Source organism: Silvanigrella paludirubra (genome assembly GCF_009208775.1).
In the GTDB taxonomy this organism is placed as follows: Bacteria; Bdellovibrionota_B; Oligoflexia; order Silvanigrellales; family Silvanigrellaceae; genus Silvanigrella; species Silvanigrella paludirubra.
Map to the genome: position 1 here is coordinate 1 of NZ_WFLM01000004.1, position 13,528 is coordinate 13,528.

Here is a 13,528-nt window from a genome sequence, read left to right on the forward strand (position 1 = left end):
GGTACAAGCTCTAAGTCTTTAAAGCCTAGTTTTGGCTGTGCTGATTGCGGCGGGGAAATACCGGATCCCATTCCGAACTCCGAAGTCAAGCCCGCCTGCGGCAATGGTACTGCACCCTTAGGTGTGGAAGAGTAGCTCTGCGCAGCCTTTTATTCTTAAATCCCACTTCTATTGAAGTGGGATTTTTTTTTCGTCTATTTTTCTGATATTTCAATATAAGTTCTAAATAAAAAATAAATGCATTTATATCGTATTACCGTTTTTCTTTCTTATTATTGTATTTAGATTCAAGATAAGATTGCTTGAACGTAGTAATTTGAGATTCTAAATTTTTAATAAATTTTCACATTAGATGTGATCAAAATATTTTCTTAAAAAAAATGTTTGAAATTCTTTTTGATAACCAATTTGCTCATAAAATGCTTGGGCATCTGTTCTCATTATTTGAGTTGCTAACAAAACGGACTTGCATCCTTTTAACATTGCCCATTTCTCTGCTTCTTGCATTAGAATTTTGCCTATTCCAAATCGTCTAAACTTATTTTCAACGACAAGACCTCCAATTTCTAATGTTTTGCATGTTAGAAGATATGGGGCTTCAAAAAAATGAATAAATCCAATAATATTCTCATTACTCTTTTGTTTTGCGACTCGAACTTGATGATTAGAAAAGCAAGATAAGTCATGAAATCTATTTTCTAAATCTTGCAAAGATCCTTCAAAACCTAGTTGTTTACATAGTGAAGTTATTAAAAACAAATCTTTTTTTTCTAGGAAATTTATTTCATAATCTAGATTATTGGTTGTTTTATAATTCATTTGCATTTTTTATTTCACTCCATAATTATGTTTATAATGGAACTTTACCTTTATAGTATTTATTCAGGTATATATTTTTGATCAATAAAAGTATTTATCTATTTTTTAGATATTCGCGCAAAGTTTTTATTTTTTATAGATAAATGTGTAGTATTTTTTATGTAAAAATAAGATTAATAAGTTGAAAATAAAAAATTTTTAAGATATTAGAATTAAAGAGTATTTTCTTGTTTTGCGTTGATGTTTATTTATAAAGCTTTTATTCTGGGGGTTAAAAATGAATTTTCTCAAAAAAAATACAATTAAGATAACTTGTTTATTTGCAGCTTCATTATCAATTGTAACAGCTTCATGCACATCTACTTCAAATCCTAATAATGCACAGGTTTATCTTAAAAAAGATATTAACGTAGAAGAATCAAAGGTAATTGTTTTTCCTGTATTATATATGTCGAAAAGTGATTTTGAAAATAGCAATAAAAATTTTAATGGTAATTTATTGGATGCTAAATTTGCTGCATCTTGGGTTGCAAATGTAGGAAAAGAAAATGTTATTCCTGTTCCAAGAGTTGTATTAAACGAAATTCCAAAATCATGGGAAGTTTTAAATATTTTAGTAAGTCAAATGGATAACGCAGAGAAGGCTAAAGATAGTATTAAAGGCACCGTTGTTGAAAGTTTTATTAATTCTATTACTGAAAAATATGGAAAATATACAACATTTGCTTTTTCAGTAGTTTTTGAAAATGAAGATGCATATAAATCTTCAAATAAAGTATATAAAAATATGGGTTTATTTGATCCAAAATCACTATCATGGAAGTGGATTACAAAAGATCACTATGAAGCTTCTAAATTTATGCCGGTACCTTATGCAGTTGCTGTGAATGATGTTATTTCAAATTCATTTGAAGCACTTAAAAAAGAAAATAATAATAAAATTAACTAAATCTACAAATGATAAATTTATATACTAATAAAAATAATTATTATTTTTCTATCAAATTTAAATTTTAAAATAAAAGATCCTTTATTAAAAAATAAAAATTATTATTTATTGGTAATCTATTTTAAAATTACTATACTTTTTGTTTCCAGCATAAATGAAATCCTATATATAAAATGATGTGTGTTTGGTTTTTATAAATCGTTGATATAAAAAAAACATCAAATTATAATTTATATAATAAAATTATGGGGTTTTTTATGAAAAAAATAGGGTTCATTTTAATTTCTCAATGCTTCATTTTTAGTCCTATTTTGGCTGCTACAAAATTAAATGTTTTATTAAATGATAGTGGAAACAATCCTTATTCCGATTCGGCACCAAGTAGTGTTCGAAGTGCAATTGAATCGGCTGTTTTTGGACAATTATTATCTTTACAAAATAATATGATTGTTCCTAGCTTATTAGAAGATGCTTATTATGATTCTAAATCTAATGAATATGTATTAACAATTAAAAAAAATATTTATTTTCAAAATAAAAGGCAAGTTACAATTGAAGATTTAGAATTCAGTTTATTGCGTCTTTTTTTTACGAACGAAAAATCGTTTGGAAAAGCAGCACTCATGAATATTGAAGGATTAGATGAAATTCAAAAACAAGGGTTCACAAAGTTTAAAAGCGGTATTGTTAGTGGGGTTAGAATTAAAGATGACTATACCCTAACCATAAAATTAATGACTCCTGATCCTGATTTTTTATATATATTAACAGATACCGCATTTTCTATAGCTCCCATGGAAGAGTTTCAAGATAATTATATGGATTGGAAAAGTTATCCTATTGGTGCAGGCCCCTATTCCATTGTTTCTCCAGGATTTAAAAATGGTGTTGTTGAGTTAAAAAAATATGATAAATCATTAATTAAAGCACCAGATAGCGTTAAATTTTATACAAAGAAGATAAAAGATATTCATTACGATCTTAGTTTTATGAAATTGGAAAATACAAAACAAAATCGTTATCAAAAATATTATTCCGAATTACCTGATTCTGTTTTTGGATTGACATTTACGAATGTAAATCCTTTAGGAAACTCTCTTGAGTTTAGGAAATTTGTTCAAGCAGCGCTTGATCGTGAAGCATTGCAAAAATTAGCTTCTGGTTTTTCAGCGGCGTTTGAAAATTATCCAAATACCAATTGGGGAATAAAAAAATTATCAAATCCTTATAACCCAGAATTAGCTCAAAATTTATTTCAATCTTTGCCTAAAAATTTAAGAGATAAGGAATGGAACGTTTCTGTTTATAATAGTGGAAGTGAAATTAAAGGAAATAAAAAATTATTCATTGACGAAATAAAAAGACAATTAGGTTTATATGGATTTAAAATGACTTATTTTCCAATTACAGAGAAATTTCTTCCTAAAAAATATGCAGAAGAAACACCTTTTGACATTTCATTTTTTCAAATAGATCATTTTGATACTCTTTTTAAATTTGCAAGACTTTTAAATAATGGTCCTGATCAATTTGTTAAGCCACTTTATGACGAAAAGCTTGAGGCTTTGTATAAAAATGCATTTAATGCCACAACAAAAGAGTCTAAATTAAAAAATATTGAAACTCTTTCAGAATATGTTCATGAAAAAGCATATTGGATTCCATTATTAGATGCTAAAACAGTTTATTATTATGATCCAAATACGATCGATAAAATTGGAAAAAAAGGGGATGATTTAAATGTATTTTCTGCTTCAAGAGTTGAAATGAAAGAGTGAATAGTAGATTAAAATAAAAGATATTTAAAAAATATGATAGAAAATCATTCATTAAAAGAATATATTTTAAATCAATCTAATAAACAAATTAGATATTACACATGTATTATATTTTTTATTCTTGCAGCATTTTCTATTATCTCATTTTATAGTTTATATATTAAAAGCTCTTATAATATAATTAATTCATTATCTTATGGGATTGCTAATTCAATTTTATTAGGTGATTTTTTTGCGATTCAAAAAGAATTTTCATCATTGATTGAAATTGAGGCATTTGAGCAGATAATCATAAGAACAAATCCTAAATTCTCCCAAATTGGAGAATATGATATTTTAAATATTGGATTAAATATTATTGAAAATGAAAATTCAGAAAGAATATTTAGTCTTATTTTAAGCGAAAATAATTTATATTATTATAATTATGTGAATATTATTACGGTAAATAAAAGGGATATAGGTAGAATTTATTTTGTTAAAAAAATTGATATTTCCCTTATTTTTAGTGCTTATTTAATATTCTTTTTATTATTAATATTTTGTTATTTTTATTTAAAATACAAAATTAATTTAATATATAAAAAAATTTCAAATCCGATTTTTGATATAGAAAAATATGTTTCTGGAAAAATTAATATAAATAAAGGAAATTTTGAATTTGAAGAATATAAAAGTTTATATAATAAAATTTTTTCATATAAACAAGAAATTGAATTATTAAAAAAAGATCAATTATTAATTACTGAATTAAAAGCAATCAGTTCAACATTGCAAATGCTTGCTCACGATGTAAGGCAACCATTTTCACGTTTAAAAATGTCATTAGATATTTTAAAAAAATCTAAATCATATGATGAAATGATAAAGTTAATTCAAACAATTTCAATTAATACAAATAGAGATATTTTGCAAGTAGAATATTTTTTAAATGATATTTTGCATACTAAAAGTGATAATAATTTGAAAATTGAAGAAGAGAGTTTACTTAAGATATTGAGTGCTGTTTTGAAATTATGTTTTGAAATGCAAAATGACTTAAACATTGAATTAGAATATAAATTTTCTCATAATTATAAAGTAATGGTTGATATAAAAAAAATTGAAAGAGTTTTTTCAAATATTATATTAAATGCTATTCAAGCTATGAAGCTAAAAACCGGTAAAATATGGATATTAACTAAAGAATATATTGAGAATAATGAAAAATATATTGAAATTTGTATAGGAAATAGTAACTCTTATATTGAAAAAGAAGATATTGATAAAATATTTAATCTTTTTTTTACTAAAGGTAAGAAAAAAGGAACTGGTTTAGGGCTTGCTATTTCATTGCAAATTATTAAAAATCATGGAGGAAAAATAACTTGTAATTCATGCAAGCAAAAGGGTGTTGAATTTATATTTACTTTACCATCTAAAAGTAAATTATTTGAAGATAATAAAGATTTATATATATTTCCTAGACATAGTAAATACTTTGAGTTTCAATATAATATTCAATCGAATACTTTATACAATTACTATAATTCTGAATCATTAAAAATAGAAAAACAGATTTTTGATGAAATTAGTTTAATAAATAAAAAGGTTTATAATATTTTAGTGCTCGATGATGATGTTGATTATGCTAATGGAATATTATCTCTTTTGGATGAATTTAAGTTAATAAAACCATTTTTTAAAATCCATATTTCAAAAAATTTTGAAAAAGCTGCAAATATTTTTAGTCATTTTAATCCAGATTATTTGATTTGTGATATTGATTTAAATTGTCCCGAACATAATGGTTTTGATTTTGTAAAATATGTTAGAGAATTTAATAAAAATGTTAAAATCTGTATTCATACAAATCGTTTTATTAAAGATGATTTTCAACTTTCAACAGAGATTAATTCGGATTATTTTATTGTTAAACCAATGAATAATTATCAATTTATTAAATTTATAAGTTCTTTATTTTTGACTTCTACTGAAAATATTTTTGAAAATCCTGAAGAATCCTTAATTGTTAAAAATGATAATGAAAGAACTGTAATTATTATTGATGATGATGACTTTTATTTAATGCTTTGGCAAAAAACAATGATAGATATTAAAGTTAATTTATATAATCATCCAGATTTTTTTTATGATTTTATATTACAAAATAAAGATTATATTCATAATATTGAATGCGTAATATTTGATTATTATATTGAGGATAAAGTAAATATTATTGAAACGAAAATAATAGAAAATTTGAAGAATTTAGGTTTAAATTGTCCATTTATTTTATGCTCAAATTCAAAAATTAAGGAATCTGAAACCACATTTTTTGATGGGATTTTGGATAAAAATCCATGTGAATTTTCAAAAATTAAAAGTCTTTTTAAAGATAAATTTAATTAAAATAATTTTAAATATTCTCAAATATATGCAAAAAATGGAAAGATGAAAATGGTTAGCTAAAGATAAGTGTCTTTACTTGTCAAATTCTGTTTTTTGAGGTCATATTTAAATTCTTACGTACATTGGCATGTTTGCATGTCAGCTCTAACATTGGGTTATTAGAAATTAAGCTGACTCAAATTATATGTAAATGCTAATGATTAAAAAGGAACTGTGAAATATGGCACTTAAAAAATCTGAACTCTATTCATCATTATGGGCGAGTTGCGACGAGCTTCGTGGTGGAATGGACGCGAGTCAATACAAAGACTACGTTCTGGTATTTCTTTTTATAAAATATATTAGCGATAAATATGCAGATCAAAAATACGCACCAATTACAATTCCAAAGGGCGCAAGTTTTGCAGATATGGTTGCCCTAAAGGGAAAACCAGATATTGGTGATCAAATTAATAAAAAAGTGATTGGGCCACTGGCAAAAGAGAACAAGTTATCCGACATGCCCGATTTTGATGACTCAGCAAAACTTGGTAGCGGAAAAGAAAAAGTAGATCGCCTCACAAATTTAATTGCCATTTTTGAGAACCCTGCCCTAGATTTTTCAAAAAACAGAGCAGATGGCGATGACATACTTGGTGATGCATACGAATATTTAATGCGACATTTTGCTACGGAGAGTGGTAAAAGTAAGGGGCAGTTTTATACTCCCGCTGAAGTAAGCCGCATTATGGCTCAAATTTTAAATATCGCAAATGCTAAAGTGACAACAGATACTACGGTGTATGACCCTACTTGTGGTTCTGGTTCCTTGCTTTTGAAAGTTGGAGAAGCAGCAAAAATAAAACCAACACTCTATGGACAAGAAAAAGATTCGGCCACAAGCAGCTTGGCTCGAATGAATATGTTTCTTCATAACAACCCAACAGCTTTAATTACTCAAGGTAACACCATTGCGGACCCTAAATTTTTAAATGGAAATAATTTAAAACAATTTGATTATATTGTCGCTAATCCTCCCTTTTCAGATAAACGCTGGAGTACAGGCATTGATCCTTCTAGTGATCCTTTTGGTCGTTTTGCTACTTTTGGGATTCCTCCAGCCAAACAAGGTGACTATGCTTATTTGCTTCACATCGTGCGCTCCTTAAAAAGCACAGGTATTGGTGCTTGCATTTTACCTCATGGGGTTCTTTTTAGAGGAAATGCAGAAGGGGATATTCGCAAAAACTTAATTACAAAAAACGGTTGTTACATTAAAGGAATTATTGGTCTTCCTGCAAACTTGTTTTATGGAACAGGGATTCCTGCTTGTATCATTGTTATTGATAAAAAAGAAGCTTTTGCGCGCAAGGGCATTTTTATGATCGATGCCAGTCAAGGGTATATGAAGGATGGTCCAAAAAATCGCTTAAGAGATCAAGATATTCATAAAATAGTTGATATATTTAATAATCAAATTGAGTTTCCTAAATACTCACGATTTGTTCCTCTTTCAGAAATTGAAAAAAATGATTATAACTTAAATCTTCCACGTTACATTGATAGTCAAGTTACCGAAGATCAACAAGACATCGAGGCACACCTTAAAGGTGGAATTCCAAAAGCGGATATCGATGCGCTTGCAAAATATTGGGATATTTGTCCAAAAATAAAAACGTCACTTTTTAAAGAAATTCGTCCCGGCTACTTTAAGTTGACGGTTGATAAATCTGAAATTAAATCAGCGATTTTTGGCCATCATGAATTTAAAAATTTTATTGCTTCAATGAATTCTCATTTTGAAGAATGGAAAATAAAAACAGCAAAAGCACTCAAAAAATTAGAAGTTCATTTTCATCCCAAAGACGAAATTAAAAAACTGTCTGAAGATTTATTGCTCCATTATGAAAATAAACCTCTTATTGATGCATACGACATTTACCAACATTTAATGAATTATTGGGCAACAACTTTGTCGGATGATTTTTATTTAATTTCTGCCGATGGATGGAAAGCGAATACCTATCGCATTATGGAAAAAGATAAAAAAGGAAAAGAAAAAGACAAAGGCTGGACGTGTGACCTTATTCCTAAAAATTTAATAATTGCAAAATATTTTTCTAATGAACAAGCAAATATGGATAAAGTAAATGCAAATTTAGAATTACTTACTTCACAAATTACTGAAATGGAAGAAGAACATGGTGGTGAAGAGGGCGCTTTTAGTGAGCTTGAAAAAGTAAATAAAGCCAATGCGACAGCAAGGCTCAAAGAAATTGCCAAAGATAAAAGTGCGAAAGAGGAAGCAGAAATTCTTAAAAAATATATTGCACTTTGTGAAGAAGAAAGTGAATTAAAGAAACAAGTAAAAGAATTAGAAACTGCGCTCGATGAAAAAACTTTAAATCAATATCCAAAGCTAAAAGAAACAGACATTAAAAATTTAGTGGTTGATGATAAATGGATGGCAACCCTTGATAAAGATATTCATGGTGAATTAGATCGCGTGAGTCAAACCTTAACTTCACGCATTAAAGAACTTGCCGAACGCTACGATTCAGCACTTCCTGATCTTCTTAAAGATGTTTCGTTATTTGAATTAAAAGTAAATAAACATCTCGAAAAAATGGGGTTTTTATGGAATTAAAGGAAGGATTTAAGAAGACAGAGATTGGTTTTATTCCAGTTGATTGGAAAACTGAAAATCTAAGAGAAAATCTGTTGGGAATTCCCAAGTATGGTATTAATGCTTCTGCTGTTACTTTTGATTCAAGACTACCAACTTATTTGAGAATAACAGACATAACTGATGAAGGGAGAATTAACCCTGACTCTCTCGCATCGGTTAATCATCGGGCCGCAAATGAGTATAGATTAGAAGAATATGATGTTGTTTTTGCTAGAACAGGAGCTAGTGTTGGAAAAAGCTATTTGTATCAAAAAAAAGATGGTGAGTTTGTTTATGCTGGTTTCTTGATACGAGTTCAAACAGATCATCATAAATTATATGCTCCATATTTGTTCCAATTTTCAAAAAGTGCTCAGTATTGGAAATGGATTCGTGAACACTCTATGCGAAGCGGTCAACCAGGTGTAAATGGAAAACAATATTCTGAATTACAAATTCCATTACCTCCATCAATAAAAGAACAAAAAGTCATTGCCAACGCTCTTTCCGATGCAGATTCCTACATTGAATCACTCGAAAAACTCATCGCTAAAAAACAACTTATTAAAAAAGGTGTGATGCAAGAGTTATTAACAGGCAAGAGGCGATTGGATGGCTGTTATCACAGCTGGTCTAAAAAGACTTTAGGAGAAATTTCTGAAATAATAATGGGTCAATCTCCTCTATCTTCATTTTATAATACTTTTGGTAATGGTTTACCACTAATTCAGGGGAATTCTGACATTATTAATAGAAAACCTATTCAACGTGTTTTTACAACAAACGTGACTAAAAAAGGGGAACCAGGAGATATACTAATTAGTGTTCGAGCGCCTGTTGGAACAGTAGCTAAAGCTTCGTTTGATTGTTGTCTTGGACGAGGTATTTGTGCACTAAGAAATGCAGGTGATTTTTTATATTATGCTCTTGAAGCAAAAGAATCTCATTGGTCATCTTTATCAAAAGGATCAACTTTTGATTCAGTAACTTCATTGGAGTTAAAGAATTTTCTAATTCATTATCCTAATGATGAAATTGAACGCAATTTAATATCACAAGTAATTATTAATATAGATGAAGATATAAGAGGAACAGAAAAAGCCCTCACCAAAGCCCGCCAAATTAAACAAGGCATGATGCAACAATTACTGACAGGAAGGATCCGTTTAGTATGAGTGATGTTATTGGAAAGTCAGAAAAAGTAACACAAAATCGCATTATTGATCTTTTTATAAATGAGCTGGGCTTTCATTATTTAGGCAATTGGTCTGAACGAAAAGGGAACAGCAATATTGAAGAAGAATTTTTAACGAAATATCTTAATAAAAATGGGTATTCGAAAGAAAAAATAAATGTAGCAATAAATAAACTAAAGACTGAAGCCAATAACTACAATCGTACACTCTACCAAAACAACAAAGAAGTTTATTCTCTGTTACGTTATGGAGCGTCAGTTAAAATTGACGTAACAAAATCAAATGAAACTATAAAATATATCAATTGGGATGATCCGCAAAAAAATGATTTTGCAATTGCCGAAGAGGTCACATTACAAGGTAACAACGAACGTCGACCTGACCTAGTTCTTTATATTAACGGAATTGCAATATCTGTTATTGAATTAAAAAACAGTCGAGTAAGTATTGGTGATGGTATCAGTCAGTTAATTTCCAATCAGCTGCCGGAATTTAATGAATGGTTTTTTACAACAACTCAAATTCTTTTTGCGGGAAGTGATGCAGAAGGTTTAAAATACGGAACCATTCGTACGCCAGAAAAATACTATTTAACTTGGAAAGAAGATGAGCAGGAAAATGAACGGTTTAAACTGGATAAATACATATTAAAAATATGTGAAAAAAAACGTTTCATCGAACTTTTGCATGACTTCATTCTGTTCGATGGCGGAGAAAAAAAACTGCCGAGGGTGCATCAATATTTTGGAGTAAAAGCTGCGCAAGAATTTATGAAACGCCGTGAAGGTGGGATTATTTGGCACACGCAGGGAAGTGGTAAAAGTATTGTAATGGTTTTACTAGCTAGGTGGATTTTAGAAAACATTTCTAAAGCAAGAGTATTGATTATTACCGATCGGCAGGAGCTAGATGCACAAATAAAAAGTGTGTTTGAATCCTCTGGGGAAAGTATTTATCAAACGAGCAGTGGGATTGATCTCATGTCAAAACTTGCCCTTCCTACCCCTCGGCTTTTTTGCTCGCTTGTTCATAAATTTGGTCAGCGTGATGTTGGTAATATAGATAAATTTATAGAAGAAATTAAGTCAAGACCTAGTATTGTTGTGGGTGAATTATTTGTATTTGTTGATGAGTGCCATCGCACACAAAGCGGGGATCTTCATGATTTAATGAAGGCCATTATGGCAAATGCCGTATTTGTTGGATTTACGGGTACTCCGCTTTTAAAAAATGATAAAAATAAAACACTAGATGCTTTTGGCAAATATATACACACCTATAAATTTAGTGAAGCGGTTGCAGATAAAGTTATTTTAGATCTTTTATATGAAGCTAGAGATATTGATCAACGTCTTAGTTCAGTAGAGAAAATAGATGCTTGGTTTGACGCTAAAACTCGTGGATTAAATAGTTGGCAAAAAGACGAACTTAAAAAACAATGGTCCACAATGCAGAGAGTATTGAGTTCACGCTCACGAATGGAAAAAGTGGTTGCAGATATAGTCTTTGATTTTGGTGTTAAGCCAAGATTAAATAACAATAGAGGCAATGCTATATTAGTCGCTGCTAGTATTTTTGAAGCTTGTAAATATTATGAGCTGTTTCAAAAAACGGTATTTAAAGGCAATTGCGCTATTGTTACCTCATATAATTTAGATAAAAGAGATACGACCAAAGAAGAAACAGGGGCAAATACAGAGACCGATCGCCAAGTTATTTATAACACTTATTTTGAGTTGTTAAAAAATGTTCAAGCGTTACCTAATTTATCAAAAACGGAAACGTATGAAGCAAAGGCAAAGGATAAATTTAAAAAAGAACCAGCTAATATGAAACTATTGGTGGTTGTTGATAAATTATTAACGGGATTTGATGCCCCCTCCTGTACTTATATTTATATAGATAAAAGTATGCAAAATCACGGTCTTTTTCAGGCAATTTGTCGGACAAATCGTCTAGATGGAGAGGATAAAGTTTTTGGTTACATTGTTGATTATAAGGATTTATTTAAAAGTGTAGAAAAAGTCATCTCTGTTTATAGTTCGGAAATAGATCATAGTACGGACAAAATAGATGGGGCAGATTCCGATGTATTAATGAACAATAGACTAAATAAAGCCCGTGAAAAATTAGATCAAGCATTAGAAATGATGTTTCTTATTTTAGAGCCTATTCCACAACCGAAAGGGGAATGGGAAAGTATTCGTTATTTTTGTGGGAATACAGAGATTGCAACAGATTTAAAAGACAAAGAATCTCTTCGAATTTCTTTATATAAAACAGTGGCAACATTTCTTCGCGCCTATGCAAACGTATCAGATGATTTAGAAGCAGCAGATTATTCGCAAGAAGATATAACGCGCATAAAAAAACAGCTAAACCAAGCGATTGACCTACGCGCTCTAATTCGTAGAGCAAGTGGTGAAGAATTGGATTTAAAAGCCTACGAAGCAGACATGAGACATTTACTTGATTCCTATATTGAAGCTTCAGATCCAAGAAAAATTTCACCTTTTGACGATGTGCCACTTCTTGAATTGATTGTTAAATCTGGAATTGCAGAAGCCTTTACGCAAAAGTTTGGTAACAAGCAACCCAAAGATGATAAGTCTGTGGCTGAAGTCGTAGAAAACAATATAAGAAGTAAAATTATGAAGGAGCATCTTCATGATCCCGCTTTTTTTGAAAGAATGTCAAAGCTTTTAGACGAGGTTGTTAAATTCAGAAAAGAGAACGCAAACAAATATGAAGAGTATCTGCTTAAAGTCGTGAATTTAGCTAAAAGAATTCAGTCTGGCTCAGCGTCACAAATGCCATCATCTTTACAAACACTTGGGCAAAAAGCGCTTTATAATAACTTAGGAGAACAGGAAGAGCTTGCATTAACAATAGATATGACATTAAAACAAGTGCGCCCTGCCGATTGGAGAGGGGTGCAAACTCGAGAGAATGTCATTAAGCAAGCCTTATATGAAATTCTTAAGAGTGAAAAAGAAGTAGAAAGAATTTTTAATATTGTATTTATCCACAAGGAATATTGATGAAGATTGTTTTAGGTGACGTTTTAATAGATTTAACTCAAAAAGAGATTAAAAATGTCCATCTGAGTGTAAATCCACCTAAAGGTGACGTTCGAATTTCCGCCCCTTTTAGTATGAATATTGATGCGATTCGTGCCTTTGCGATATCTAAAATTCCCTGGATTAAATTTGAGCAAAAAAAATTTTTAACCCAAGAGCGTGAGTCCCTCCGAGAGTATTTAGATAGAGAAAGTCATTATGTTTGGGGACAACGTTACATGATGGAAATTGTTGAAGTTGATAATACACCAGCAGTTGAATTAAAACACTCTAAACTTGTTTTGCATATAAGACCAAATACCACAAAAGAAAAATGTAAAGAAATGCTAGAAACTTGGTATCGTATGCAAATTAAAATAGCTGCTCCCGAAATTATAAAAAAGTATTCTTCTCGTTTACAAGTTAATGTCGAACGTCTCTATGTTCAAGGAATGAAAACCCGTTGGGGTGGAGCAAATCCTGCTAGGAAAAGTATTCGATTAAATACGGATCTGGCGCGAAAGCCTTCTATATATCTTGACTATGTTGTTTTGCATGAAATGGTTCATTTTATTGAACCGACACATAATGCGCGTTTTAGTGCATTAATGGATTTGCATATGCCAAATTGGAAACAATATCGAGATGAGTTAAATAAGTTACCTTTGAAGTGCTGAATATATTTTTAT

General features: G+C 29.8%; 8 protein-coding genes and 1 rRNA gene. 8 read left to right on the plus strand and 1 reads right to left on the minus strand.

All coding sequences use genetic code 11. The annotated features are described in order from the left end of the window. Positions 1 to 33: 33 nt before the first annotated feature. Positions 34 to 148 (plus strand): 5S ribosomal RNA (rrf, locus tag GCL60_RS10600). Between the two features lie 200 nt (positions 149 to 348). Here rrf and GCL60_RS10605 read toward each other — a convergent pair. Next, positions 349 to 825, minus strand: a complete 477-nt coding sequence (locus GCL60_RS10605; protein WP_153420639.1) for a GNAT family N-acetyltransferase — start codon at positions 823 to 825, stop codon at positions 349 to 351. A 271-nt stretch (positions 826 to 1,096) separates the two neighbouring features. Here GCL60_RS10605 and GCL60_RS10610 point away from each other — a divergent pair, with 271 nt between their 5' ends. The 7 genes from GCL60_RS10610 to GCL60_RS10640 all read left to right on the plus strand — a co-directional run bounded on the left by GCL60_RS10610 (position 1,097) and on the right by GCL60_RS10640 (position 13,516). After that, positions 1,097 to 1,768 carry a hypothetical protein gene (locus GCL60_RS10610; protein ID WP_153420640.1) on the plus strand — a complete coding sequence of 224 codons (672 nt, stop codon included), beginning with the start codon at positions 1,097 to 1,099 and terminating at the stop codon, positions 1,766 to 1,768. Positions 1,769 to 2,025: 257 nt separating this feature from the next. Further along, on the plus strand, positions 2,026 to 3,546 hold the full coding sequence (locus GCL60_RS10615) for an ABC transporter substrate-binding protein (protein WP_161998167.1): 1,521 nt from the start codon (positions 2,026 to 2,028) through the stop codon (positions 3,544 to 3,546). Positions 3,547 to 3,579: 33 nt separating this feature from the next. After that, the gene (locus GCL60_RS10620) at positions 3,580 to 5,937 is read left to right on the plus strand and encodes an ATP-binding response regulator (RefSeq protein ID WP_153420642.1); all 2,358 of its coding nucleotides are present in this window, start codon (positions 3,580 to 3,582) and stop codon (positions 5,935 to 5,937) included. A gap of 220 nt (positions 5,938 to 6,157) precedes the next feature. Next, positions 6,158 to 8,563 (plus strand): type I restriction-modification system subunit M, encoded by a 2,406-nt coding sequence (locus GCL60_RS10625; RefSeq protein WP_153420643.1) that lies wholly within the window; start codon positions 6,158 to 6,160, stop codon positions 8,561 to 8,563. Next, positions 8,554 to 9,759 carry a restriction endonuclease subunit S gene (locus GCL60_RS10630; RefSeq protein ID WP_153420644.1) on the plus strand — a complete coding sequence of 402 codons (1,206 nt, stop codon included), beginning with the start codon at positions 8,554 to 8,556 and terminating at the stop codon, positions 9,757 to 9,759. The genes GCL60_RS10625 and GCL60_RS10630 overlap by 10 nt, the downstream gene beginning before the upstream one ends. Further along, positions 9,756 to 12,821 (plus strand): type I restriction endonuclease subunit R, encoded by a 3,066-nt coding sequence (locus GCL60_RS10635; protein ID WP_153420645.1) that lies wholly within the window; start codon positions 9,756 to 9,758, stop codon positions 12,819 to 12,821. The genes GCL60_RS10630 and GCL60_RS10635 overlap by 4 nt, the downstream gene beginning before the upstream one ends. Further along, on the plus strand, positions 12,815 to 13,516 hold the full coding sequence (locus GCL60_RS10640; protein ID WP_153420646.1) for a M48 family metallopeptidase: 702 nt from the start codon (positions 12,815 to 12,817) through the stop codon (positions 13,514 to 13,516). Before GCL60_RS10635 ends, GCL60_RS10640 begins: the two co-directional genes overlap by 7 nt. The last annotated feature ends 12 nt before the right edge of the window (positions 13,517 to 13,528 follow it).

Excerpts from the sequence above, each read along its gene's own strand:
- GCL60_RS10605 (WP_153420639.1), bottom strand. The coding sequence starts at position 825 with ATGCAAATGAATTATAAAACAACCAATAATCTAGATTATGAAATAAAT.
- GCL60_RS10610 (WP_153420640.1), top strand. The coding sequence starts at position 1,097 with ATGAATTTTCTCAAAAAAAATACAATTAAGATAACTTGTTTATTTGCA.
- GCL60_RS10615 (WP_161998167.1), top strand. The coding sequence starts at position 2,026 with ATGAAAAAAATAGGGTTCATTTTAATTTCTCAATGCTTCATTTTTAGT.
- GCL60_RS10620 (WP_153420642.1), top strand. The coding sequence starts at position 3,580 with ATGATAGAAAATCATTCATTAAAAGAATATATTTTAAATCAATCTAAT.
- GCL60_RS10625 (WP_153420643.1), top strand. The coding sequence starts at position 6,158 with ATGGCACTTAAAAAATCTGAACTCTATTCATCATTATGGGCGAGTTGC.
- GCL60_RS10630 (WP_153420644.1), top strand. The coding sequence starts at position 8,554 with ATGGAATTAAAGGAAGGATTTAAGAAGACAGAGATTGGTTTTATTCCA.
- GCL60_RS10635 (WP_153420645.1), top strand. The coding sequence starts at position 9,756 with ATGAGTGATGTTATTGGAAAGTCAGAAAAAGTAACACAAAATCGCATT.